Origin of the sequence: Nocardia tenerifensis NBRC 101015, from assembly GCF_000308715.1 — a bacterium.
Lineage (GTDB): Bacteria > Actinomycetota > Actinomycetes > Mycobacteriales > Mycobacteriaceae > Nocardia > Nocardia tenerifensis.
This window is the reverse complement of record NZ_BAGH01000610.1, coordinates 23602-47866: the sequence shown is the minus strand read 5'-3', so window position 1 is coordinate 47866 and position 24265 is coordinate 23602. Positions and strand designations below refer to the sequence as shown.

General features: G+C 64.6%; 21 protein-coding genes. 6 read left to right on the top strand and 15 right to left on the bottom strand.

The annotated features are described in order from the left end of the window. Positions 1 to 4 precede the first annotated feature (4 nt). The 3 genes from ON39_RS43620 to ON39_RS43610 form a co-directional block, all read right to left on the bottom strand. Positions 5 to 829 carry a mycofactocin-coupled SDR family oxidoreductase gene (locus ON39_RS43620; RefSeq protein WP_040743001.1) on the bottom strand — a complete coding sequence of 275 codons (825 nt, stop codon included), beginning with the start codon at positions 827 to 829 and terminating at the stop codon, positions 5 to 7. Further along, complete coding sequence (locus tag ON39_RS43615; RefSeq protein ID WP_040742999.1) at positions 820 to 1530, bottom strand: thioesterase II family protein; 711 nt, start codon at positions 1528 to 1530, stop codon at positions 820 to 822. Before ON39_RS43615 ends, ON39_RS43620 begins: the two co-directional genes overlap by 10 nt. 140 nt (positions 1531 to 1670) lie before the next feature. Further along, entirely contained in the window at positions 1671 to 2738 is a 1068-nt protein-coding gene (locus ON39_RS43610; protein ID WP_083895077.1) for an AraC-like ligand-binding domain-containing protein, read from the bottom strand. A gap of 935 nt (positions 2739 to 3673) precedes the next feature. Here ON39_RS43610 and ON39_RS46600 point away from each other — a divergent pair. Continuing rightward, the gene (locus ON39_RS46600; RefSeq protein ID WP_051187889.1) at positions 3674 to 4633 is read left to right on the top strand and encodes a winged helix-turn-helix domain-containing protein; all 960 of its coding nucleotides are present in this window, start codon (positions 3674 to 3676) and stop codon (positions 4631 to 4633) included. 243 nt (positions 4634 to 4876) lie between these two features. Here the strand turns inward: ON39_RS46600 and ON39_RS51645 are convergent, their stop codons facing one another. The 7 genes from ON39_RS51645 to ON39_RS43575 all read right to left on the bottom strand — a co-directional run bounded on the left by ON39_RS51645 (position 4877) and on the right by ON39_RS43575 (position 13767). Continuing rightward, positions 4877 to 5263, bottom strand: coding sequence for a cytochrome P450 (locus ON39_RS51645; RefSeq protein WP_083895076.1), 387 nt, complete (start codon positions 5261 to 5263; stop codon positions 4877 to 4879). Further along, positions 5263 to 6099, bottom strand: coding sequence for a cytochrome P450 (locus tag ON39_RS43600; protein WP_040742997.1), 837 nt, complete (start codon positions 6097 to 6099; stop codon positions 5263 to 5265). Before ON39_RS43600 ends, ON39_RS51645 begins: the two co-directional genes overlap by 1 nt. A gap of 2 nt (positions 6100 to 6101) precedes the next feature. Beyond that, a complete protein-coding gene (locus ON39_RS43595; RefSeq protein WP_083895075.1) occupies positions 6102 to 7895 on the bottom strand; it encodes a non-ribosomal peptide synthetase in 1794 nt (597 codons plus the stop codon). A gap of 22 nt (positions 7896 to 7917) precedes the next feature. After that, the gene (gene car / locus ON39_RS43590) at positions 7918 to 11448 is read right to left on the bottom strand and encodes a carboxylic acid reductase (RefSeq protein WP_040742995.1); all 3531 of its coding nucleotides are present in this window, start codon (positions 11446 to 11448) and stop codon (positions 7918 to 7920) included. 83 nt (positions 11449 to 11531) lie between these two features. Next, the gene (locus ON39_RS43585) at positions 11532 to 12401 is read right to left on the bottom strand and encodes an LLM class flavin-dependent oxidoreductase (protein WP_040742994.1); all 870 of its coding nucleotides are present in this window, start codon (positions 12399 to 12401) and stop codon (positions 11532 to 11534) included. A 45-nt stretch (positions 12402 to 12446) separates the two neighbouring features. Further along, positions 12447 to 12893 carry a VOC family protein gene (locus tag ON39_RS43580; protein WP_040742993.1) on the bottom strand — a complete coding sequence of 149 codons (447 nt, stop codon included), beginning with the start codon at positions 12891 to 12893 and terminating at the stop codon, positions 12447 to 12449. Between the two features lie 7 nt (positions 12894 to 12900). Next, positions 12901 to 13767 carry an aspartyl/asparaginyl beta-hydroxylase domain-containing protein gene (locus ON39_RS43575; RefSeq protein WP_211336485.1) on the bottom strand — a complete coding sequence of 289 codons (867 nt, stop codon included), beginning with the start codon at positions 13765 to 13767 and terminating at the stop codon, positions 12901 to 12903. Positions 13768 to 14020: 253 nt separating this feature from the next. Here ON39_RS43575 and ON39_RS43570 point away from each other — a divergent pair, with 253 nt between their 5' ends. The 5 genes from ON39_RS43570 (at position 14021) to ON39_RS43550 (ending at position 18801) form a co-directional block, all read left to right on the top strand. Further along, on the top strand, positions 14021 to 15010 hold the full coding sequence (locus ON39_RS43570; RefSeq protein WP_051187886.1) for a 3-methyl-L-tyrosine peroxygenase-related protein: 990 nt from the start codon (positions 14021 to 14023) through the stop codon (positions 15008 to 15010). Positions 15011 to 15052: 42 nt separating this feature from the next. Beyond that, the gene (locus ON39_RS43565) at positions 15053 to 16048 is read left to right on the top strand and encodes an ornithine cyclodeaminase family protein (RefSeq protein ID WP_040742991.1); all 996 of its coding nucleotides are present in this window, start codon (positions 15053 to 15055) and stop codon (positions 16046 to 16048) included. Continuing rightward, positions 16045 to 16965, top strand: a complete 921-nt coding sequence (locus ON39_RS43560) for an MBL fold metallo-hydrolase (protein WP_040742989.1) — start codon at positions 16045 to 16047, stop codon at positions 16963 to 16965. The genes ON39_RS43565 and ON39_RS43560 overlap by 4 nt, the downstream gene beginning before the upstream one ends. A gap of 76 nt (positions 16966 to 17041) precedes the next feature. Further along, entirely contained in the window at positions 17042 to 18565 is a 1524-nt protein-coding gene (locus tag ON39_RS43555; RefSeq protein WP_157195650.1) for an MDR family MFS transporter, read from the top strand. A gap of 20 nt (positions 18566 to 18585) precedes the next feature. Then, a complete protein-coding gene (locus ON39_RS43550) occupies positions 18586 to 18801 on the top strand; it encodes a LuxR C-terminal-related transcriptional regulator (protein ID WP_211336484.1) in 216 nt (71 codons plus the stop codon). A 44-nt stretch (positions 18802 to 18845) separates the two neighbouring features. Here the strand turns inward: ON39_RS43550 and dpgD are convergent, their stop codons facing one another. From dpgD to ON39_RS43525, 5 genes are all read right to left on the bottom strand, one after another. Beyond that, positions 18846 to 19649, bottom strand: coding sequence for an enoyl-CoA-hydratase DpgD (gene dpgD, locus ON39_RS43545; protein ID WP_040742983.1), 804 nt, complete (start codon positions 19647 to 19649; stop codon positions 18846 to 18848). 29 nt (positions 19650 to 19678) lie between these two features. Further along, positions 19679 to 20998, bottom strand: a complete 1320-nt coding sequence (gene dpgC, locus ON39_RS43540; RefSeq protein ID WP_211336483.1) for a (3,5-dihydroxyphenyl)acetyl-CoA 1,2-dioxygenase DpgC — start codon at positions 20996 to 20998, stop codon at positions 19679 to 19681. Next, positions 20995 to 21687, bottom strand: coding sequence for an enoyl-CoA-hydratase DpgB (dpgB, locus tag ON39_RS43535; RefSeq protein WP_211336482.1), 693 nt, complete (start codon positions 21685 to 21687; stop codon positions 20995 to 20997). The genes dpgC and dpgB overlap by 4 nt, the downstream gene beginning before the upstream one ends. Before the next feature lie 31 nt (positions 21688 to 21718). Beyond that, entirely contained in the window at positions 21719 to 22846 is a 1128-nt protein-coding gene (dpgA, locus tag ON39_RS43530; protein WP_051187898.1) for a 3,5-dihydroxyphenylacetyl-CoA synthase DpgA, read from the bottom strand. An 87-nt stretch (positions 22847 to 22933) separates the two neighbouring features. Then, the gene (locus tag ON39_RS43525) at positions 22934 to 24244 is read right to left on the bottom strand and encodes an aminotransferase-like domain-containing protein (protein ID WP_040742979.1); all 1311 of its coding nucleotides are present in this window, start codon (positions 24242 to 24244) and stop codon (positions 22934 to 22936) included. Positions 24245 to 24265: the final 21 nt, after the last annotated feature.

Genomic DNA, 24265 nt, shown 5'->3' with positions numbered 1-24265 from the left:
CCCCTCACCGGGCGGTGAAGCCCCCGTCCACGGTCAGCACACTGCCGGTCACCTGGCGGGAGCCGTCCGAGGCAAGCCAGAGTGCCGCGTTCGCGATGTCGGACGGATCGATCAGCGTGTTCATCGGCTGATCCCGGACGAAGATCTGCTCATGCTCGTCGACCGGCACGTCCAGCGAGCGGGCGATCTCGCCGAGCATCCGGCCGTCCACCAGTGGATCGTCGCGCACCGAGCCCGGGCACAGGGCGTTCACCCGCACCCGCATCGGGGCGTAGTCCAAGGCGGCCGCCTTGGTCAGCCCGATCAGCCCGTGCTTGGCCGCGACATAACTCGCGAAGTGCCGGTAGCCGACCGTGCCTGCGGTCGAGGACACGTTGATGATGCTGCCGGATCTCCGCTGGACCATAGTCGGCGCGACGGCCTTCATCATGCGCCAGGCGCCGGACAGATCGATGTCGAGCATGAGCGACCACTCCTGCTCGGTGATGTCATGGGCGACCTTGCCGGACGGGGACGCGATGCCCGCGTTGTTGACCAGCACGTCGACCGTGCCGAACCGATCGAGTGCCTCGTCCACTACCCGTAGGCACTGCCGAAAGTCGCGCACGTCGGCGACGGTGATCACGGCCGCGGCCCCGGCTTGTTCACACAGGCTCGCCGTGTGTGCCAGCTGGTCGTATGACCCGAGCGGGTAGGGGATCTCCGCGAGGTCCCGCGCGATGTCCACCAGCAGTAGATCCGCTCCTGCCTCGGCAAAGGTCACCGCGCACGCGCGGCCGAGGCCACGCGCGGCGCCGGTGATGATGCCCACCTTGCCCGTCAACGGCATGCGCAGCCCTCAGCCACGATGCGCAGAATCCGTTCCGGCTCCTCGGTCAAATACATGTGAACACCCTGGAGTTCTCGGTATTCGAACTCGGCTTCTGTCATGGTCGCCCACTGCTCGGCCTGTGCCCGCGAAACGAGTCCGTCCCGCGTTCCGCGCAGCGCGGTGATCGGGACCGTGAGAGGCGGTCCCGCTGTGGGCCGGTAGTTCTCGTGCATCGCCACGTCGGCACGCAGTATCGGCAGCAGCACCTCGAGCAGGCCGGGATTGTCGAAGGCCGCGTGCCGGTAGCCGGCGAACCGCTGCACCTTGGCCACGAACTCCTCGTCGCTCAGACCGGTGGCTCGTTCGGTGCGTCCGCTCTGCGGCCCCGGTGAACCGCTGACATACAGATGGTGCAGACCCGGGTGCGCGATCCGGCCTAGTTCCCGGGCGATCTCGTAGGCGAGCACCGCGCCGAGGCTGTGCCCGAACAACGCAATGGGGTTGCGCACGCCTACCTCGGCCACGATTCGTGGCGTCAGTTCGGCGACGGCGTCGGCAACGTCTTCGAACGGCTTTTCCAAGAAAAGTTCCTCGCGGCCTGGCAACTGGATCGGGCACACCCGGATCCCGGCCACTTCTGACTTCTTCCATTCCCGGAAGAAACCGGCGCCACTGCCCGCAAATGGCAGGCACACGAGAGATAATTGTTCCGCACCCATCAGTACCCCCCGTCTTCCTGCGAATCCGTAACAAATCTCAGTGTCGCTCTTGCTCGGTCTGAAAGTGCCCGCATCGCGTGGTGTTCGACGAAAGTCAGTCGATGATTCCGCGACTTCGTCGTCGCGAGCTCCTCATGAATCTAAGGATCACCCTGGAGTAGTGCGCTGTCATCGGCTGGACGCGCACGATCGATTGACGATTCGCGCACCGGCCTCTGCGGTCTTTCTCGAGTAGATTGATGAGAATTCGGCAAGACGGTAGTTCTACGGTATTCACCCGGGGGCGCGCCGAAGCGGGCGGCGAAAATACGGTTGAAGTGAGCGGCCCGCGGCAGACCCCACCGGGAGCCGATATCGACGACCGATTCGCCGCGCCGGCCGGGGTCGAGCAGGTCGCGGCGGCAGCGGTCGAGACGGCGGGTTCGGATCCAGCCGCTCACCGTGACTCCCTGCATCGTGAACAGCTTCTGCAGATACCGCACCGAGATATGGTGCGCCGCGGCGATATCCGCGAGGCTCAACTCGGGGTCGGCGAGGTGCGCCTCGATGAACGCCTGGATCCGCGCCATCAGGGCCGTGTGGCGCGCGTGCTCGGGTAGCGCCACCACCCTGTCGGTGCGTTCGGCCAGTGCGGCGGCGAAGACATCTACCACTGCCATGGACAACCGCACATTGCCGACAAGGGTGTCGTCGTCGAGCGAGCGGGCCAGTTGCTGGACGAGACCGCCGATGATCGCGCCCGCTCCGCTCGCGCCGGGCAAAGCGACCGCGGTCAGCTCAGCCGTGACCTGCGGATCCAACGGCAGCATCGAGCGCGCAAGCTTCACCAGACAGGACCGTGTGCGGTCGTGGCGCGTCAGAGAGTAGGGGCGCGACAGGTCCGCGAGCGTGACGTCGCCGGGTTGCACGACGATTTCCCGCTCGTCTTGCCGGAAAACCATGTAGCCGGCGTGATGGACGCAGATAACCAACTCATCGGGATCGGCTCGCCGGATCAGCGTCGGTGTCCGCGCCGTCTCACCTGCGGGGCTGAGCACCTTCAGCACCCGGACGGCTCCCACATCGCCGACGACCATCCACCCGCGGACCGGGGACCGCTCGGCAGGGGTAAGGTCCACTGCGGCAATTTCCTCGCAGACCACGCTTCGCCAATAGTCCTGCCGGAATTCAGGCGCAACATCCACGGTCGACAATGTCTTACCCGGCATAAGTCCCCCACATGATCGCTCGATCCCCTGCGGTCCACGCCGAATCTCGTTTGATCAGCGCCTTGCCCGCGGTGGCGCGCCACCTTGTCGTCCCCGGATGTGCTGATGTCACGGCATCCGGGACCATCTCCCTACGATGCTTCCGGCCCTGGTCGACATTGCGCGTCGGCCAGTGGCCGGCGAAGGTGATCGCGAAGGCGTTGACCGCTGGTCTCCAGCGTCGGATCCAACATACCCGACCAGTGTCGGTGGCATAACTTATCTTGGTCGATTTGAACCCATTCGGCAGGGTAATGATCGGCCATGGGCACCTCCTCTGTGATTCGTTCGTGTAGCCAAATCGTTGCTTCGTCAGCCGAGGGCGATCCTTGCGGAAACATAAAATCCGCAGGCCAGGCGAGTATGAAAAAAACGAAGCTTGTGCAGATGGCGACGGGCAGCGCTGCAGATGTGCTGTCGGTCTACTGGGCGCGAGCGCGCCGGTTGAACGCGGGTCGATCGCTTGCTGCGGCAGTGATCGGCGTGTCTGCCGCAATGTCCTGGCTTATGTAGCCAATAGTGGGGTGGCACAGTGGAAAACGCGGAGGTCGAGCCTGGAGCCCAGGTGACCCGCGCCGCCGCCGACGCGGAGACTCGTATGGCGGTGCTGCTCAGTAGCTGAGCACCTATCAGTTGCCCGCCTTCGCTCCAGACCTCACCTCGTTAGCTTCTCCGTAGTCACGCAGTGCGTGTCTGAGATGTTGACACTGAGTCCTCTTTTATCGGACCGGTCGGAATGGAATCCCCACTGTCTTCCAGTAATTACATCGCGATACCCTTTCGCTAATTCGAGGCTACTTGGATTGAACTCGGTTCCCCCCGGCACGAGCTTCACACGCTCGCCGCGGTCTGCGCGATGGTTTAAGCTCAGCCTGAATAGTCGGCAGGGGGCCCAAGTGTTGCGGATACATTGCACGACCGACGATCTCCTTCGCGTAACCATCGCCGAGCAACCGGCACCACTGGCCGAGTTGACGATTGCGATGGAAATGATGCAGCGTAGGGACTTCCATCCAACCTTCGCTTCGTGGCGGCAACATATGGCGCGAACATTGCCGGCCCCGGCGCGCCCATTACTGCAGCTGGTATCTCCGCTCGGCGCGGGGCCGGAGTTCCTCGACCCGCTCAGCGTCGATATCGATGAGGGCATCGATCAGGTGATGTCGTCTCCACGCACAACAGTCCGCGCCGAGTTGAAGCGGATGTGCGCTATCGATCGTCCACTCACGCCTTGGATCCGTCTCCTCGCCGACCACGACGGAGACACGTGGAAGGACCTTCATCGGGCCCTGTGGACCGCCTACCGCGCTGTCCTCGCCCACAGATGGCCCCAGCTACGGACCGCCTTCTACGTCGAGACCGCCTGGCGCGCCCGAATCCTGTCCCGGCACGGATTACAGGCCACACTGACCAGCCTGGCCCCGTCCATTCGATGGCACGGCCTCACCCTCGAAATCGACTTCCCTCGTGACGTCACGATCGCATCGACCGGACAAGGCATCGTCTTGTGCCCCTCCCTGTTATGGGCAGGCCACCTACTCGCCAGCTCCTGTCCCGACGGACGGCTTCTGCTGATCTACCCGGCCGTGACGCCCTTGCCGCTCATCCAAGACACAGCACCCTCCGACCCGCTCGCGGCCCTGTTGGGCACCACCCGTGCCCGGGCACTGCAACTGGCGATTCACCAGCGCACCACCACCGAACTCGCCCACGACCTCGACGTCACCGTCGCAGCCGCCTCAATGCAAGCCAAAACTCTCCGAGAAGCCGGTCTGATCACCTCCCACCGAGACGGCAAGGCGGTCTGGCATCAATGCACACCTCTCGGATTGGACCTACTCACCGCCAGCGCATAGACGAAATCCGTACCGGTGCGATCTTTGCGCGACAACACCTCGCGGACTGCGGAGGTGACGCCGTCCGCGCCTATGAGCAGGTCGGCGGTGGCCGGGTCGAGAAGTAGCTCTGTAACCGCGCGACGATGCCCGGGTCGCGGTCGAACACCTCGGCCTCGATCCCGGCGCCACGCAGCCCCTGCGTGAGGGCCAGCCAGCCAGCACAGCACGGCTGTGATCGGTTCCGCACGCAGTATTGGTTCATCACCGACACACTGAGACATTCAGCATCGCCGGACCGTTGATGAAGTTGGAACGCAACCACCTCACATCTCCATCGACCTCGAGCCGCAGCTTTCGATCGACTATCTGACGAAAGAACAGATCAAGCTCCATCGCCGCTAAGGGTGCGCCGACACATCGGTGTACTCCATGCCCGTATGCCAAATGCCTGTTCGGCGTGCGCAGGATGTCGAAGGCGTCCGGGTCACGGAAAACCTCCTGATCCCTATTGGCAGACACATTCCACAAGGTAACCAGATCACCCCTCTTGATGGTGGTACCATTCAGTCCGAAATCACGGGTGCATCTTCGAAGTACGTAGCAATTCGTGGAGGCCCATCGCAGAATTTCATTCACCGCACCGTCCATCAGTCCGGCCGCTCGACCAGCGTGTTATACGCCGACTTGTGCTCCGAGAACAAGAACACACCCGTACTGGCGGTATACGACGATGTTTCGTTGCCGCCTACGGCAAGGTTCATGCAATTGAACAGTATTTCCTCATCGGTCAACGTGTGCCCGTCTGCCTTTGCGTTCAACAGATAGGTGATGAAATCGTCATCCGGATTATCTCGGCGATACTCCAGCTCATCATCGAAGAAGCCGAGCATGTCGGCGTGGATCGAGCTCAATCGAAGTTCGTCACCGTTCAACGATCCACCGTAGAACGGGTCCTCGATGCCGATCATCGACCTCGTCATGGCGATTAGTTCCCTGGCCCGCGAAGGGGAGATTCCGAATATCGCCATCAGTGCACCCATGGGGAGGCATAGGCTCAGATCTTCGCTGACGCTACCGCCTCCCTCCCGCTCGACCTTGTCCAGCGCCGCCACCAACAGATTTCTTGTCTCCATCCGCGCGCGATCTACATATGCGGCCGATGTGGTGATCCGTACCAGTTTGCGAAGCATTCGGTGTCGCGGCAGGTCCGACGCGACAAGCATCTTGTTTGCTGCCGTGTCCGTATCGGCGGACTCATACGATCCGCCGAGTATCGGCCCGACGGTTGACGTGAGCCCCTGGTGGTTGACATAGCACGCATAAACGTCGTCATATCGAGTCACCGCCCAGAACCCTTGATGGCGCCTGGCTTGGTTCCAAAATACCGGCGAGTGCTCCCGCAAATAGCTGAAGACTTCGTAATGCGCCCTGTCCTCGAAAATTCGAGCATCGGTGAGATCGATAAGATCTGCGGTATGCGACATCTTCAGCCATTCGCCGCAATGGTAGCGAGTTCTCGTACGGTGCGTGAAGTGAGGACATCTCTCTGTTCGATCTTGGTGTCCAGCTCCTTGTTCACCCGGCGCTGGACCCGGAAGGCGATGAGTGAGTTGCCGCCCAGATCATAGAAATCATCGGTCACGCCGATATGCTCTACCGGCAGAAGCTCCTTCCATATGCGCAAGATCTCGACTTCGAGAGCGTTGACCGGCGGAACTTGCTTCGAGCGTCGAGCGATCTGCTCGGCCGCCGAGGATCTCAATGCGTGATCATCTCGTTTACCGTGCGGCGTTATCGGAATTTCGCTGAGGCGCGCGAACATAGCCGGCACCATATAGTCTGGAAGCCTGCTCTCCACCTCGCGCCTGATCTCACCCATCGACAGGCTGCTCGGCCCGACAACAAATGCGACAAGTTGTTTGTCGGCACCTTCGCCGACCGCAATGGTGGCGCACCTGTCCACTCCCGGCACCTGCGAGATGACTGTTTCGGTCTCTCTGGGTTCGACTCGGTAGCCGCGGATCTTCACCTGACCATCCATTCTCCCGAGAAAATGAACGATACCCCTCTTGTCCACACTTCCTCGATCGCCTGTCGCGTACAGAAGTCCACCTGATTCATATGGATCCCGAATGAAATGCTCCGCTGTTCGCGACTCGTCGCGAAAGTACCCCGGCGAGAGGGTATCTCCACCGATATAGATCTGCCCGATGGCATCGGTCGTGCACTCATTCAGTTCATCGTCCAGGATGCGTAATGTCACGCCGCTGAGTGGAAAGCCGATCGGCACTTCGTCGAGCTCCGAGTCCGAGATTTCGACACGGTGACATGTGCATGCGACCGTGGCCTCGGTCGGCCCGTACAGGTTGTACAACTCGCCGCCGAAGGATCCCGCGAAGAGATTCCCACATTCCCGCGGGGACACTACATCCCCCCCGATGCACAGGATTCGCAGGTTGGAAAACGTACTCGCATCACTGCGCATAATATGATTGAAAGCCATGGACGGAACAAGCATTACCGACACATTTCGCGCTCGCAACTCGCGGGCGATATCCGTATTCAGCAGTTCCGAAAGCGTCTCCATGACGACGATCTGGGCTCCCGACTTCATCGCCGACCACATCTCGTATTGAAATGCGTCGAATGAAATGCTGGAAATGTGGGCAATGGTGTCATCTGGCCGAATTGTGGGCAGTCTACTGTTCGTGATGAAGGACGCCAAATTATTGTGCGTAAGCATGACGGGTTTCGGCTCGCCTGATGAGCCGGAGGTGAAAAGTATGCAAGCCAAGTCATCGGGTCGCACGTCGGTATCTTGTTTCAGCAGGTGCATCCCCAGCGCCTGTCGATGGTCCAAGACCGCGACCGTATCCGCTGCATAATCCTCCCCGGTTCCGCTGCCCGTGAACAGGGCGACGGCAGCGGAACGTGCGATCATGTACTCTCGTCGTTTAAGCGGGAGAAGAGGGTCGATCGGCACGTATGCGCAGCCGGCTTTCAATATTCCGAGAATTATCGGGAGTAATTCCGGATGCCGGCCCACGGATACCGCAACCGTGCTTCCCGGCCGGACTCTGCTTTCTGTCAATAGGGTGGCGATACGCTTCGCATTCGTATCGAGATCGGCGTAGGTTATTGCTGTCCGACTGTCCGAAACGGCAATGTCCCCGTAATCGTCGACAGTCCCGCTGACCAACGTAAGTAGATCTGTAGGTGCGGTCGCGGAAGGTTCGTTGTCGGTGATCTCCGAGCCTTCGATCGATTTTCGATAATTCATATTATCTCCTAAAATAGATTCACTACCTCGTCTTGAATTGTCGGGAAGGCTGGAGCAGGCCGAGTAGTCGGAGGTCGGAGACGTATTTGTCGATCAGGGAACGTTCCAGGTGTGGGATGTCACCGTTGGGGCCGACTCGGGCGCGCTGGACTGCATCTCGAAAAGCCGTGGCGGGTAGGGTGCTGCCGGAGACCGCCGTGGCGGGACGGCTGTAGGACGACAGCAGAGGCAATATCGAGCGCGCACGCTGCTTTTCAGGCAGGCTGCGCAGGGCCGTGCCGAAGCGGGCGAACCACTCGTGGTAATCGTCGACTCGGTGGATGGAATGGCCCGCCTCGACCAGCCAGTCGACGAATTGGTCCAGCGAACGACCGTCGTCGTGCGGGTTCACGACGTGGTAGGTGCGGAAGCCGTCGGTCCCACCGAGTGCGGTGATCGCGGCGGCGGTGAAGTCGACGGGTAGGCCGTCATAGTGCGGTCTGCGGCCCGCGTCGTCGGGGGCGTAAAACGAGCGTGGAGCGATGCCGGTTGCGACCAGGCTGAACAGGAGTCTGGTGAACGCGTCCGGCACGTTGAGCTGCCCGGCGTACCGGCTGTGCGCGAGGGTCATGTTCGCCCGGAACACGGTGACCGGCACGGCGCAAAGGTCATGCGCCTCCCGCAGCAACACCTCACCCGCCCATTTACTGTTGCCATAGCCGTTGGCATAGCGTGCGTCGGATAAGGTGCGCTCCGGGCTCACGTCACGGATATCGTCACCTTCGGATTGTGCCACCCGCTCGGGGTCGATATCCGAGGCAACGGCAACGGTGGAAAGGTAGACCACGGGCTTGATCCGGGCGGTGACGGCGAGCCGGATGATCTCCGCGGTGCCGACTACGTTCGGCCCGAATAGTTCGCGGTAAGGCAACAAGTGGTTGACCAATGCGGCCGGATGGACGACGAAATCGACTCGCTGTGCCAAGTCGGTCCACTTCGATTCGTCCAAACCGAAGTAGCGCGCGCTTACGTCGCCGGTGATGACTTCGAGTGTGCCGGCGGCGAGTTCGCGGTAGCGGTCTAGCAACTCGGCGTCGCCGGTGTCGAAGACGTCGTCGAGCCGGCGGCGCGCGTGCTCGGAGTCGACACCACGCAGGAGACAGATCAAGGTGCCGCCTATGGTCTGCAAGCGCTCCATCCACTCCAGGCAGAGAAAACGACCTATATACCCGTTGGCGCCGGTCAGGAGAACCGTGCGAGGCTCGCCCGTGACGTGTGCCGAATCCATTGCTGCGGTGCGGGTCTCGGCGTCGATGAAGGCATCCAGCGCGAGGTCGCCGGGCCGCACTCGGTCACTGCAGCCGTGCACGCTCGCGTACCTCGGACGAGCACTCTCCAGGGTGCGGGCGGCATCGATGTAATGCGCGATGGCTGCCAGATCGGTGGCGGGACTGATGATGAATCCAACCGGGACTTCGATGTCGAGCACATCGCGGAGCAGATCGGCGAAGGTCAGTGCCGACAGCGAGTCGCCGCCCAGGTCGAGGAACCGCATGTCCGGGCGCAGCTCGGAGTCGGCCACGCCGAGCAGCGCGCGGGCCGCCCGGCTGACCGACTCCAGCGCAGACAGTCCGGCGGCGGACACCCGCAGAGCACGCAGCTCGTCGGCTCGGCTCTCCGACAGCGTGACATAGCGTTCTTCGAGTCGATCTCGGTAGCGCGCAAGGAGTTTCGGCCGGAGAAGCTTGCCTGCTCCGGACAGCAGACCGTTCTCCACGCTGAATGGCTCGGTCTCGACAAGGAAGTCACGCGGAATTTCGTAGGAGTTCAGCTCGGCTTCGGCGGCGGTGTGCGCCAGCGACTTCCGCAGCGCCGTCATCAGTGCGTTGCCACTGCCGAACATCGCGAGTGCTGCGGCGGTGGGCACGATGACGGCGAGCAGGAATGCGCGCTCGCTGTTGCCGTAGACGAAGATCTGCCGTATCCATGGGCACTTGCCGTACACCGCTTCCAGCCGTGCCACGGTGACGAACTCGCCTTGCGACAGTTTGAGCACGTTACTGCGACGATCGAGGTATACCAGTTCGTCGGGCCCGATTCGGGCAACGATATCGCCGGTTTTGTAGAAGCCGTCGTCGTCGAAGACCGCCGCGGTGACTTCGGGCCGCTGGAAGTACCCCGGCATGGGGTTGCGCATCTTCACCAGCAGCTCGCCGCGCGGGTGGGGCCGGTCGCTGGTGAAGTAGCCCAGCTCGGGTACGTCGACGAGCTTGTATTCGGCGACCTGGGCCCGCTCCACCGTGTTGTCGACGGTGAGCAGACCGGCTTCGGTCGAGCCGTACAAATCGTGCAGTTCGGCATCCAGCAGCGATTCCATGAACTCGCGCATCGCGGAGGTCAGCGGAGCGCCTGCGATGGCGGCGGTGACCACACGCTCGCCGAAGACGCGTCGGCGCAGGCGCGCCCGCGCCGCTTCGCTGTCGATTCCGCAGCGTTCGAGTTCGGTGAGGTAATGCTGGAACAGCATGTCGCACACGCGCGGCACCAGGTTCACCCGCGTGGGACGGACCAGTGCGAAATCCGCCAGCAGGGTCGACATGTCGCCGCGGGCGGCGAAATAGGCGGTGCCGCCGCGGACCAGCGTGCCCACCAGCGTGCTTCGCCCGAAGACGTGGCTCAGCGGCAAGTAATGCAGACTTATCGCAGCCACGTCCAACGCGGCGTCGCCGCTGTTGTCGAGTCCGCTGAGCCACTTTCCACGCTGTATACGTTGGGTGTGCATGGCGCCCTTGGGTGTTCCGGTGCTGCCGGAGGTGTAGATCAGCATCGCGAGATCGTCGCCGTCGGCCTCGGCGTACGCGGGCACGGCCGGTAACGCCGCGCCCCGGGTCCGCAGTGTCGCTAGCGATTCGGCCGTGACGGGACTGTTCGCGTCGGCCAGGCGCGCGCGTGCCGCTTCGAACGTGGAGCGTTGTGCGTCATCGTCGGAGTGATAGTCGTAGACCACCAGGCGCGGCGCCGACAGGTCGGCGCCGCGGACCGCGTCGACCACCACCGGTAGTTGCGCCAGACTCGTTGCCACGACGCGTGGTTCGGTCTCGGCGAGAATCGGCGTCAGCTGGCTCGCCGGAGCCCCTGCCTGCAGCGGCACCACGACCGCGCCGAGGTGGGTGGCGGCCAGGTCGAGAGTCAGGCAATCGATACTGGCGAAGCCGAGCACGCACACCCGGTCGCCTGGGCGCACCGGCAGCGGATCGGAATGCCAGGCGGCCGCGACTTCCGCTATCCGCGTGGCGAACTCGCCATAGGTGATGGTGTGATAGCTCGGCAGTATCCGTGCGGCGCGGCAGCCCGTGACGGCGTCGGTCACGATCTCCACCGCGCGCTCCCCGAGCGCGGGTCGATCGGCGTAGCCCGCGAACACCGTCGCCACGATTTGCCCCACCGTCAGGCCCGGCTGCTGCGCAGCCGCGCTGACCGCTTCGTCGATCCGGGCCAGACGGGTCTGCGCATCGCTCGCGTACAACCGTGAAATCCGTTGTGCGACTCTGTGTCTCCGTGGATCGCTGCCCACCGCTTCATCACATCCTTTTGCGACGCTGATAGACCCAGGTATCAGCCCCGATGGCGCCGGACGACTTTCCGGACTCGGTTCTGTCAATGCGGAGATATCCGCTCGAGGATCTTCTCGCTGCCCTGATAGGGGAATTCCGAACGGGGCCAGTGGATCACGAGGTCGGTGAAGCCGATGTCCTCGAACATTCCCGACGCGTCGGCGAAGGAGCCGGCCGACTCCAGCACGCCGCTGATCATCCCGCCGGTGAGCACCAGGCGACGCAGCGTCGACGGATCCCGCCCGGCGTCGGCGCAGGCCTGGTCCAGCGCCGACAACTGGGCTCGCAGCAGCGGAAGCGACAACGCGTACGGCCGAGGTTCGGGTTTGCCGACAGTGCCCGTAGTCACCCAGATATCAGCATATTTCGCGGCCAACCGCATGCTTCGTTGCCCGGCCGCCGCCAGTGCGAAAGGGATGCGAGGCCGCTGGACGCAGCCCGGGTGCATGGACACCTCGTGCGCGGAAAAATGAGCGCCCCGATACGACGTCTCCGTCGCACTCAACAACCGGTCGGTGAGCTCCACGAACTCCGCGAAACGCGCCGCTCTGGCAGCCGGTGGGAACGGGTCGGCGCCCATCGCCAGGTCGTCGTAGGCGCCGTTTCCCGCGCCCAATCCGCAGATGACGCGGCCGTCGGAAATGTCGTCGAGCGCCATGAGATCTTTTGCGAACGTGACCGGGTGGCGAAATGCCGGGCTGGCGACCATGGTTCCGAGACGGATCTTCGAGGTGGCCGCGGCGGCCGCCGCCAAGGTGGGAACAGCGCCGAACCAGGGCTTGTCGCGGAGCCACCGCCACATGAGGTGGTCGTATACCCAGGCGTGCGCGAAACCGAGCTCCTCGGCACGTACCCATTTCGCCCGCGCCTGGGACCAGCGCCGATCGGGCAGTATCAGAACTCCGTGCCGCATCCGGGGCCCCTGTCAGAATAGTTCCGGTGCACAGGTGAGGGCTCCTTAATCGACCGGTACGTAAGTGAATTCGAACTCCAAGCCGTTCACATCGAACAGGTAGAAGCTTTGTATCCCCTCGTCGTCGACGACGATCTCGGTCGGCTGGTCCGGCCTGGCGAAGGCATAGTTCTTCGATTCGAAGACCTCGATCCAGCGGTCACGCCGGACCGACAGCTCTTGCGGTGATTCGGTGGCCACGCAAACGTGTTGGAACTGTGCCGCCCGCTCGGCTACCGGGTCGTAAACCAGGTCGGCGCGCTCGAACAAATGCAGGCGAACATCGCCGACGCGCACCTCGGTCAGCCGGGTTATCCCGGGCAGGCGGCTGAGCGTCAGCGGCGAGAACTCGTCCAGGGTCCACTTCTCTTCGACCCCGAAATAGTCTCGGTACCACGCCAGACAATTATCCAGATCGCGGGTCTGTATCGCGATGTGATGGAACGAGATCATCCTCGCCTCATTTCCGGTGTGCGCCTTCGATGCGCACGATATTCGTGTGCCGGTAGAGGTCCGATACCATCTTGACGATCGTGGAATTGCCGCTGCGCTCGGCGATCTCGTTCATCGATCGCCACACGAAGTCCGGGCCGCCGTCGTTGCGGTAGTGCTTGCGCACGACCAGTCCCATGACCTGCATGAAGTTCTCTTCGTCGATGACCGAGGACATCGAGAGGATGCCCTCTCGTTCGGCGTCGCTCAGCGTGGGCCGATCACAGATGTTGGCCTGGGGGAAATTGCCCGACAGGTCGGCGTCGAACGTGAAGAGGTCCGCCGCGTCGTCCACATAGGCGAGGTCCACCAGCAGATGTACCCGGCGCGTATTGTCGATGACGCCCGCGCTGTGCGGACGGGTGACGTCGATGGCCCAGATCTCGCCCTCCCGCATCCGGTAGACGGAATCCGTCTCGTTGAACTTGGCGCTCTCCGAGGTCGACAGCACAATGTGCACGCGATGCGCGATACGCTGTCTCTCCACGTCCGTGGACATTTCGACGTAGTCGCAATGCGGGACCAGGACGCCGTCGGTGAGAGCGACCAGTCGGGCGAAGGTCACGTGCTCCATTGCGAAATTGTCCCGGATGATCTCTTGGATGTACGGAAGATGCTCTCCGGCCTTCGTGAACGCGCTGGGCCTGCGCGGGTCGAAGTCGGCGAGCACGCCGCCCTCCCCGCCGCCCGGCGCCAGCAACATGACACTCTTCCACGGGCGGCCGCAGGCGAATTCGTCGTACGGTTCGGCGTAGGTGACCTCGAGGCTGCGGTCCAGATCCGCCGAGAGCCGCACCTGGTCGAATTCTATCTTTCCGATCAATTGCGTACGCACCACTTGCTCCTTTGACTCATCCCGGTAGTGAATTCTCGGATGTCGATCGTCGCTGGGACTCGGTCGACGCTAGCGCCGGGCGTCACCCGGAAACAATGGACGCGATACCTCGAGGTAGCGGGAATTCTTCCCGGCGCACCGGGAATGCGATCCCTGTCGGCGAGGCATCCGGATACCCCACGCTGTATTCGTGAATGTGACTGCGGAAACACCGAACTCCGTTCCCGCTCGTCGTACGCCGGAGCGGTGATCGATGACCACCGAGGCGATAGTGATCGATCTGCCCGTTACCTCGGGGTGGTACTTCGGCGGCGTCCGTTACGGTCTGGAGCCGTTGACCCTGCCGAACCCGGAGGTGGCCGACGATGATCTGCCCGCAGGCCGGGAGCACGCCGACTATCGGGACGTCGGGGCGCGAATCCTCGACGGGGACATGGTTGCCGGAGACGAGTCGGAGCAGGAGATCTTCTGGTTCCGCTGGCTGACGGGCCACCAGGTGAGCTTCGTGATCTGGCGACTGATGGCCGGGGTGCTGCGCGACATGGACGCCGGTCGGACGCCGCCGTCGATCGGCTGCCGCGAGCTGACGGACTATCTGCGCGGGTACTGCGCCATGCTGCTGTACACCAGCTCTTGCCCGCGGCAGGTCTACCAGAGCCTGATCAGACCGAGCATGTATTTGCAGCATCGTTGTTTCAGCGGCGGCTGGGCGCCGGACTACCGGCCGGTCCGGGATGTCTTCCGGGGGCGGCTGCCGTCGGGAACCGAGTATCTGCGGGAGGCGGCCGACCTGGCTACCGCGGTGCGGCTTTACCAGGAGATACACGAAGGCGTCGCGGCCAAGCTGGTGCCCGATGGACCGTCGCTGCTGCGGGCCGCCGCATCGGCCGGACGAGCACGGGGTATCCGCCTGCAGGATACGAGGTTGCTCGGCCTGCTCTACGACAACTACTTCCTCACCATGCGGGCGCAGGTGTCGCGCCAGGACATCGTGGCGCAGTTGGCGCGCAGGCTTGTCGCGATCTCGCAGGACGTGGCGAGCAACGGCCTGTCCCTGGTGGATGGTCAGCCGACGGTGGAGCTGTCCTCTGCCGAGGTCCTCGCCTGTGCAAAGCGGTTGCCGCAGATCAATTTCCGGGTTGTGAGCCATGCCGTGGGGAATCGTCTGCCGCGCCTCGATTCGCTGACGGCGCAAGCACCGTTGCCTGGCGAACACCGCGGACTGCGTGCCCAAGGCGGATGACACCGTGCCGAAATGCGTTGCGCGATCTGAAGGTGGAACACGATGACGTTGCTACTGACCGCTGACGACGTGCGGCGCGCGGCGGACCTGCCCGGTGTGCTCCGGGCGTTGGATACGGCCCACCGGGCCGAGTACACGGGCGCCGCGGCGATCACCGAGCGGGTGAATCTCTGCTTCGCGTCGGGATGGTTGCGACTGATGGCGGCGGCGCTGCCCGAGTTCGGTGTGGTGGGGTACAAGGAGTTTCACTTCGTCGGCAGTGAGGTGCGATTTCAGATCAATCTGTTCGACATCGACAGCGGCGTGCCGCTGGCCTGTCTGGACGCCAACTATCTCACCGTGCTGCGCACCGCTACGACCGCGGCGCTGGCCGCCGTCCGGCTGGTCCCGCAGGCGTCGGCGGTCGGGATCATCGGTTCCGGGCACGAGGCGCGCATGCAGGCGGCGGTCGTCGGCCAACTGCTCGCCGTGAACCGGATGTCGATCTACAGTCCCCGCGCCGAGCGCCGTGAACTGCTGGCCTGTGACCTCGCCGGAGAGTTGGGTATCCCTGTGCGCGCGGTGGATTCGGGCGCGGCGGCGGTGCGCGAGGTCGACCTGATCATGGTGGCGACGAACACCGCGGGCGCCGGGCCCGCCTTCTTCGCGGACTGGATCTCCGCCACCACCGCGCATATCAGCTCCACCGGTTCGACGATGCCCGCGGAGCGCGAGCTGGACGCCGCGGTATGGGCGTACCCGGATCTGATCGTGGTGGATCGCATGCAGGCGCTGGAGGAGTCCGGCGACGCCAGGGCCGCCGCCGACGCGCGAACCCTGGACTCCGGCAAGGTGATCACCCTGGCCGAGCTGTGCGGTCGGCGGGTCGACGAGCCGCCGCGACGCACCCTGTACAAGTCGGTGGGCTCGCCGCTGCAGGACATCGCGGTGGCCGCCTACGCCTATCGGAAGGCGGCCGAGCTCGGCTTGGGCCGGCGCATCGAGGACGTGGTGTCGGTCAAGTCGTCGGTGCCCGTGCCGATCGGGCGACCGGCATGAGCGCGGCGTTCACGCCGCGGACCGTCGAGGTCGCGGACGGCGTCTATGCGTATATCCAGCCGGACGGCGGCTGGATGCTCAACAACACCGGGTTCATCGTCGGCGGTTCCGGCGTCATCGGCATCGACTCCTGCGCCACCGAGCGGCGCACCCGGGCTTATCTCGCGGCGATCGCCGCGGTGACGCCGCACGCGGTCCACACCCTGGTCAACACCCATCACCACGGCGACCACACCTTCGGCAACTTCCTGTTCCCCGGGGCGACGATCGTCGGCCACGAGCACTGCCGCGCCGGAGTACTCGCTTTCGGGGCCCCCAGAAATCGAGGCATCTGGACCGAGGTGGAGTGGGGCCGGTTCGAGATGGCGCCGCCATTTCTGACCTACACCACCGGGATCACCCTCTGGTCCGATGAATTGCGTTGTGACGTGCGGTATGTCGGCACACCGGCGCACACCGGCAATGACTCGATCGTGCACATCCCCGAGCGCGACGTGCTGTTCGTGGGGGATCTGGTGTTCAGCGGGGGCACGCCGTTCGCCCTGATGGGTTCGATCAGCGGCACGATCGAGGTGCTCGAGCAGGTCATCCGGCCGCTCGGCGCGCGAACGATCGTCGCCGGGCACGGCGCTGTCTGCGGGCCGGAGGCGATCGAGGAGAGCCTGGCGTACCTGAGGTTCGTGCAGGAGGCCGCCCGCCGGGGGCGAGAGGCGGGACTGACACCGCTGGCAGCCGCTCGGGAGATCGACCTGGGGGAGTTCGCCGGGCTGCGGGAGGCCGAGCGCATCGTGGGCAACCTGCACCGCGCCTACGCCGAGCTGGACGGCGTCGAACGGGGTGCCCGGCTGGACACCGAGGCAGCGCTGCGGGAGATGGTCGCCTACAACGACGGCCGGCGACTCACCTGCGATGCATGAGGGTGGCGCGGCCGGGGGCGCCGGCTACTCGACAGCGGGCGGTCCGCCCGAGGAATGTGCCGGCAGGAGAACGCAATTGAGGCGACGTGAACGGCTACGGCCGAGCTGGGACCCGCAGGTCGCCGTCCTCTTTTCTTGTATGACGCTGGCCATGTTCGTCGCGGCGATGGACCAGACCGTCGTCGAAACCGCCTTGCCGTCGATCGTGGCCGAACTGGGTGGTCTCACCGAATTGCCTTGGGTGACAACGGCATACATGTTCGGGATCTGCGTTTCGGTGCCGCTGCACGGAAAGCTCGGTGATCTCTATGGACGCAAGCGCCTGTTCCTGATCGCGCTGGGAGTCTTCCTGGTGGGTTCGATGCTGTGCGGGCTGGCCCAGTCCATGCCGCAGCTCGTGGTCTTCCGTCTGCTCCAGGGGGTCGGCGCGGGCGGGATCATCGTGAATTCGTGGGCTGTCATCGGCACGGTCGTACCGCCGGCGATCCAAGGCAGGTATCAGGGAATCGTGCAGTCGGCGTACGCGCTGGCTTCGGTGTCGGGCCCGGTGGTCGGTGGGGTGCTGTCGGAGACGCTGAACTGGCGATGGGTCTTCTATGTCAACATCCCGCTCGGTGCGTTCGCTTTGGTGGTGGTCGCGGCGAAGCTGCGGGTCCCCGATCAGGACCAGCGGCCACCCGTCATCGACTGGTGGGGTGCGGTGCTGGTGTCGGGAGCGGTCAGCTCGCTGATCCTCCTCGTCACCGTGGGTGGGACCAGGTACCCGTGGACGTCCGTCCCGGTCCTGAGTTCGATTGCCGCCACGGTGATTCTGGCGATCGGGGCGGTGTACATCGAACGGCGGGCCGACGAGCCGCTGGTGCCGCCGCACTTGTTCGGCGATCCCGTGATCCGGGTCTCGATCCTCTTGGCGTTCGTCCTCGGCTTCTCGACGCAGGGCATCGCTACGTTCATGCCGCTGTTCCAGCAGACCGTGGACGGTGTCTCGCCCGCCATCTCGGGATGGCGCATGACACCCTTCTTGATCTCCTGGGCGGTGACCTCGGCGCTGTGCGGGCGGGCGATCAGTCGCACCGGGCGCTACCGGCGGTTCCCGGTGCTCGGGACGGTCCTGCTCGCCGTCGCCACCTTCAGTCTGTCCGTGCTGAATCCCGGCCTGCCCTATGTGGTGCAGGGCGCCGTATTGGCAGTCGCCGGAACAGGACTCGCGATGCTGAGCTCGGTGGTGCAGCTCGCGGCGCTGAACGCCGCGAAACCGGCGGACACCGGGGTTGCCGTGTCGACCGGGGCGTTCAGCCGGACCGTCGGGCAGGCGCTGGGGGTGGCGGTATTCGGGGCGGTGTTCAGCACGGTGCTGACGTGGACGCTGCTGCGCACCCCGGCCACGGATCCGTTGTCCGCGCCGGCCCACAGCGGGACCGGCATCAGCCGGGAGCAGATCGACGCACTGCCCCCGGGCTCGCGTGACACCTTGCTCGACGGGATAGGGACGGCGCTGCACGGTGTGTTCCTCGCCGCGGCGGTGGTCGCGGTCATCGGCGTGGTGATCGCACTGCGGTTGCGGGAGATACCGCTGCGGCAGGACAACGGGAGTGGGTGACGAGAGTGGAGGGCCCCTTGGTGTCTGTCGACAGCATCAGTTTGGATCGCGTCGACTCGCAGGTGTTGGCGCAGTTGTGCAGCGGGGTCAAGGACGAGACCGCCGCGCGGGAGATGGATGTCTCCGTCCGCACCTATCGGCGCTATGTTGCGCGGATATTGCGAATCCTGAACGCCAAGTCGCGTTTCCAAGCCGGGATCAAGGTGGCGGAGCTGGGGTTGGTGGACATCGGTTAGTCCGGCGATACTTTTGACCGTCCTCGATCGGGATCCGGGGCGTGTCATCGTCCTGACCAGACAGGCCGGCGTTTCTCGGTGAATGCGCGGGCGCCTTCGCCTGCGTCGAGGCTTCGCGCGCGGCGCTCCTCCCAGTGGTACTGGAGGCCGAACGCGTGCTCGAGCGGAACATCGACCGACCGCATGGCGGCCTCTTTGATCGCTCGGACCGACAGCGGGGCACAGCGCAGGATATCGTCCACCCAGCCCCGCACGCAGTCGTCCAGTTCGCGGTCCGGTACGACCTCGTTGACCAGACCCAATTCCAGTGCTCGGCTGGCAGAAAGCTCGCGGCCGGTCAGGAGATGCCCCAGCGCCGTCTTCAGCGGTAACTGCCGGGCCAACCGGAACACACCGCCCGCTCCGGGGATCAAGCCCAACCTGGCCTCGGGCAGCGCGAAGATCGCACGCTCGGCGGCGACGATGATGTCGCAGGCGAGAGCCAACTCGAAGCCGCCGCCGATGGCGTAGCCGTTGACGCGGGCGATCAGCGGTTTGGTCAGGTCGAATCGTTCGGTGAGCCGGGGCCGGCCGGGCAGGCCGCGGCTGCCGAAGCTCGTCGGCGGGGCCCCGGCTCGGTCGAGCGCCGCCCGTTCCTTCAGGTCCTGCCCGGCGGAGAAGGCGCGGTCGCCGGCGCCGGTCAGGACGCCGACCCAGATGTCGTCGTCGCCCTCGAAATCGTCCCAGACGGTGGCGAGTTCGTCGTGCATCCGCAAGTCCATCGCGTTCAGCACGGCAGGCCGGTCGAGCGTGATGTAGGCGACGCGATCCTTCTTCTCGTAGCGGACCCTGGGCGTACCGTCCGTCATGATCGGAGCACCTCCTCCGGGAAAGTGGGTCACCCTGCGGCCGACGAGCGTGCGCGGAAGCGGCCGGCTTTGCCGATGACGTCCTCGCTGTAGAGCCGAATGACTTGCTGCACAGCGAATTCCGCCACATAGCGGCGAAACGCGTCCGGCGACTCCTCGGCGAAGTTCAGCATTCGCCGGTTGGCGACGACGGCCGGGCCGTCGAGACGTTCGACGCTGCGGTCGACGGCTGCCGCCATGTCCCGCTCATCGACGACCTCGTCGATGAACGCCCGCGCGTCCGGTTCCTGTGCCCATATGCGGCGGCCGCTGAGCACGACCTGGCGGGCAATTCGGGGTCCAGCTGCCCTGGTGAGCCGAAAACCACTGACACCGGGGATGATTCCCTCCTGCGCGGCAGGCAGGCTGACATAGCTCCCGGCGCCCGCGACGACGTGGTCGAAAACGAGCAGCAGTTGGGCGCCGCCGCCGATGGCGAACGTGTCCACCGCGGCCACCCAGGGTTTCTCGATCATCGGCGCGTGCCACGGCGCCTCGTCGGCCAGGACACCGCGCACCAGCTTGCTGAGGTAGCCCAGCTCGCGGCGCAGCAGGAAGTCGACGAACGAAATGCGCCCGGCGTGCAGGCTTTTCAGGTTGATTCCGGAACTGAACACCCGCCTGCCCCGGTAGCGGGGATGACTCATCTCGCCGCCCCGGAGCACCCCCACGCGCACCGCTGGATCGAGCAGGGCGAGATCGACCGCGGTCTCCATGTCCTCGACCTGACTGTTGTCCTCGGCGTTGAGGCAGTCGTCGCGGCACATCGTCACATAGGCCGTGCCGCAACGACGTTCGAGCCGCACCGAGCCGAGCTCGGCGACTCCCGTCTGCCGGAACCGGTCGAGCAGGAGCCGGGCGCGGGGAGTGGGCCGAAGCATGGCGTCGATGAGATGCGCACCGGCGGCCGGGCTCCGCAGCAGCTGACCGAAGAAGATCCCCTGGTCGATCTCCCGGCCTTCCTTGCCTGCCTGCGTCCGGGTTTGCTCCTCGGCCAGCTGCGCCTCGGTGGGAACCAGACCGGGAAACGCCACCGCGGCCGCGCCGGACAACTCCGCCAGTCGCAGCGAGGTCGTCCGCCCGTCGGTGAGCTGGTCGTACACGGCGTCCGCGTGCGCCTGCAAGAACTGCCTGCGCACCAGCGCCGCAGCGCGTTTGGCGTCGTCGGCCTGCCTGCGCTGTTCGCTCGAACGGTCCGCGGGCTCGGGCAAGACGGCCAAGGCGTCGTCGACCGTGCCGGTGAACTCCATCAACATCCGGCGTGCCGAGTTCAGGTCCGTGCCGGCGTTCACATCGGGTGGCCTCATCATCGATCGATTCCGTCGCCGTTGCGTGCCCGCCGCAATCGGCGATCGCAGGCCGCGAGATGCCTGCCGAGGGCCTCCTCGAAACTCGTCGTCGTCGCGTCGAACAACAACTGGCGTGCGATCGCGAGTTCGGCTCCCGACCGCGCGGCGGCCAGGGTGTCCGCTGCCGCGATCGCGTCGGTGGGGTCCGCCACGATCTCGTCGATCAGGTTCAGCGCCTTGGCTTCGGCGACCGGGATGGGAGTGCCGAACAAGACCGCGCGACGTACTCGTCCCACACCCACCTGGTTGGCCAGCCGATACAGGCCCATTCCCGGCCAGGTCGCGCCGGCATCGGTTCCGGTCGTGACAAGCAGCCGCAGGTCGCCGGTCGCGAGCCGATAGTCGGTGCACAGCAGTGTTTCCAGCGCCACGCCGCCGCAATCGCCCTGTGCGACAGCGATGGTGGGCGTATCGAGCCGTTCGAGGTGGCGTAGGGCGCGCTCCCACTTGCTCACCAGCTGAATTCCGATCTCGCCCGGCGCGGCACTGGGCGCACCGGAGAGATGAATGACCGGGACACCGGTCCGACTCACGGCCTGGTCGATGAACATCTGCACCTCAGACACCAGCTCAGGGGAGAGGGGGCGCGTGCCGTCGATGCGCAGACGCGGTCCCGCGTCGATCTCGGGAACTGTGTCCGTGCTGGTCACCTTGTCTCCATTCTTCTGCTCGGCCTGGTCGTTACCAGCGAACAAGGGCTGTCTCGATCGTCGAACCGGGGCCCATGGTCATCAGCACCCCGTAGTCGCCGCGGCACGCCACCGTCTCGTCGAGCAACCGTTCATAGGAGAACAGGAACGAGCCGCTGGACAGGTTGCCGAAGTCGCGCAACACACCGGTGGTGTGGCGCAGGTCGTGGCGAGTCAGGCCCAGGTTGACCAGGACCGAATCGATGACCTTCTTGCCGCCCGAATGCACCAGCCAGTGGGCGATGTCGCCGCGGCGCAAGCCGGTTCCCGCCAGCAGCCGGTCGACAACGTCTTCGGAGTGTGCGCCCACCACGTAGGGCACGTCCGGGTCGAGGAAGAAATTGAACTTGTGCGCTGCGGGATCCCAGTCGTAGCGCATGGCGTCGATCGAGTCCGGGATGATGACGCTGGCGAACCCGAGGACCTTGGGCGCCTCGTGCGCGGGAACCGGACCGGTGTCGTCGTCGGTCACCAGGGCCGCAGCCGCCGCGCCGTCGCCGAACAGGCTGTTGACCACCGAGGTTCGCAGGGTTTCGTCGAAAACATAGGCGGCCGAACATGTTTCGATGCACGCCAGGATCGCGAGTTGTCCGGGATGGGCCCGGGCCCAGCCCGCGACGGCGTTGAGGCCGTTGAGTCCCGCGTTACAGCCCATGCCGACGATGTCGACCCTGGCGCAGTAGGGGTCGAGCCCGAGTTCGCGGATGAGCAGCGCGCTGAATCCCGGGGTGAGGAAGCCCGTGGAGGTGACGCAGCACAGGTATCCGATATCGGATACCGCCGCATGGGCCCTTTTCAGGCAGGCGCGTATGGCGCGTGCGCCCATGTCGATCCCCTGGGCCTTGTGCTTGTTCAGCAGATCGCCTTGGGCCTCTGCCGCGCGTGCGCCGTCATCGAGCTGCGGCGGCAGGGTCAGAAACCGTCGATCGATCGCGCTGTTGAGGAATATCGAACGGATCTTGGGGTCCGATATCCGGAAAATATCGAGGATATTCTGTTGCGAATACGAGGTGTCGGGGACCGCCGTCCCGACTCCGACGATGCGCGCGAATGCGCTGTCGTCCAGTGGTTCCGGCGACCGTGGGTGCAGCCTCCGGTATGCCGGTCGGCCCGTCGTCATCGGTAGGTCCATCCCCAAGACCGGCGGGCGCTGCGGGTTCGTCGAGGCAGCTTTTCTCGAATTACCGCCGAACATGGGCTTCCTTTCTCAGACGCTGTACTTGCGGACGAAGGCTGCGAGCCTGTCCAATCCCGTGTCGATCTCGTCCGGGGTGAGATGGCTGAACGAAAGCCGGAGGCGGTTCCTGGGCAGGCCGTCGCCGTAGAAGTAGTGCAGGGGTGTCCACAACACGCCGTGCTCGAGCGCGGAAATGGTCAGCAGGTCGTCGTCGACGGTGAACGGAACCGTCAGAACCAAGAAGAAACCGCCGGTCGGTGTGTTCCAGGACACCGAAGGAACTGTTCCTGGCGGAAACCTGGTCGCCAGGCCGGTGAGGATTCGGTGGAGATTGTTCTGATAGATCTGCCTTTCCCGGACGCTCGCCAGCCGCACGCTGCCGCCGTTCTGCAAGAGCTTTCCGCCGATAATGGCCTGTGCGATCGGGGAGGTGTTCACGGTGAGCATGCTCTTGATCTTGGCGAGTTGATCGGCGAGCAGTTCGGTGTGCTCGCCGCCGGTGTGCACCCGCTGGTCGGCGACGACGTAGCCGACCCGGGCGCCGGGAAATCCCGTCTTGGCGAAGGAGCCGAGATACACCACTCGCTGGGTGCGGTCGAGTGCCTTCAAGGTGGGCAGATAGCCGTTGTCGCCGTAGAACATCCCGTACGGGTTGTCCTCCAGGATGAGAAAATCGTGCTCTTCGGCGATGCGTAGGAGTTGGTTGCGCGTCTGCACGGAGAAGCTGATTCCGGTCGGGTTGGCGAAGTCGGGCGTCACGTAACAGGCGCGGGGTTTCCGCCCGGCGGCTTCGGCGCGATCGAGCACGACCAGCAGGTCGTCGAGGTCGATTCCGGCGGTGGAGTCCTTGACCCCGAGGACCGTCATGTCCGCGAGTTGCGCGGCGCCGGCGAATCCGACGTAACCGGGCAGCACGGCGAGCACGACATCATCGGCAGTTCTGCGGAGGGCGCGCAAGGTGAGGAACATGGCTTCCTGACAGCCGACCGTGACCACGATCGACTCCGGGTCCACCGTGATGTTCTCGTCGATGTCGAGATGCGCCGCGATGAGGTCGTGGATGATTCCCTTGGTCCGCCCGTACTGCATCAAGGTGCGAAGTACCGTGGCCTCGTCATAGCCGGACTTTGTCAGCAAGTGCTCGCGATAGGTCGCTAAATATCCGTGCACCGACTGAATGTCGAAGAAACCCTCGAAGGGTCGTCCGGCGGCGAACGAGATGGCGTCCGGAAAATGATTGGCGACCTCATTGAGAAAATTCATCGAGTTCGCGCCCGGAAAACTCGCCGAGGCGTGCAGCGCGAGAAGTTCCAACGACATCTCCGACCGAATAGCTGCCATCGCGGTCCTTCCCCCGGCCGG

Excerpts from the sequence above, each read along its gene's own strand:
- ON39_RS43620 (WP_040743001.1), bottom strand. The coding sequence starts at position 829 with ATGCCGTTGACGGGCAAGGTGGGCATCATCACCGGCGCCGCGCGTGGC.
- ON39_RS43615 (WP_040742999.1), bottom strand. The coding sequence starts at position 1,530 with ATGGGTGCGGAACAATTATCTCTCGTGTGCCTGCCATTTGCGGGCAGT.
- ON39_RS43610 (WP_083895077.1), bottom strand. The coding sequence starts at position 2,738 with ATGCCGGGTAAGACATTGTCGACCGTGGATGTTGCGCCTGAATTCCGG.
- ON39_RS51645 (WP_083895076.1), bottom strand. The coding sequence starts at position 5,263 with ATGGACGGTGCGGTGAATGAAATTCTGCGATGGGCCTCCACGAATTGC.
- ON39_RS43600 (WP_040742997.1), bottom strand. The coding sequence starts at position 6,099 with ATGTCGCATACCGCAGATCTTATCGATCTCACCGATGCTCGAATTTTC.
- ON39_RS43595 (WP_083895075.1), bottom strand. The coding sequence starts at position 7,895 with ATGAATTATCGAAAATCGATCGAAGGCTCGGAGATCACCGACAACGAA.
- ON39_RS43585 (WP_040742994.1), bottom strand. The coding sequence starts at position 12,401 with ATGCGGCACGGAGTTCTGATACTGCCCGATCGGCGCTGGTCCCAGGCG.
- ON39_RS43580 (WP_040742993.1), bottom strand. The coding sequence starts at position 12,893 with ATGATCTCGTTCCATCACATCGCGATACAGACCCGCGATCTGGATAAT.
- ON39_RS43570 (WP_051187886.1), top strand. The coding sequence starts at position 14,021 with ATGACCACCGAGGCGATAGTGATCGATCTGCCCGTTACCTCGGGGTGG.
- ON39_RS43565 (WP_040742991.1), top strand. The coding sequence starts at position 15,053 with ATGACGTTGCTACTGACCGCTGACGACGTGCGGCGCGCGGCGGACCTG.
- ON39_RS43560 (WP_040742989.1), top strand. The coding sequence starts at position 16,045 with ATGAGCGCGGCGTTCACGCCGCGGACCGTCGAGGTCGCGGACGGCGTC.
- dpgD (WP_040742983.1), bottom strand. The coding sequence starts at position 19,649 with ATGACGGACGGTACGCCCAGGGTCCGCTACGAGAAGAAGGATCGCGTC.
- dpgC (WP_211336483.1), bottom strand. The coding sequence starts at position 20,998 with ATGATGAGGCCACCCGATGTGAACGCCGGCACGGACCTGAACTCGGCA.
- dpgA (WP_051187898.1), bottom strand. The coding sequence starts at position 22,846 with ATGACGACGGGCCGACCGGCATACCGGAGGCTGCACCCACGGTCGCCG.
- ON39_RS43525 (WP_040742979.1), bottom strand. The coding sequence starts at position 24,244 with ATGGCAGCTATTCGGTCGGAGATGTCGTTGGAACTTCTCGCGCTGCAC.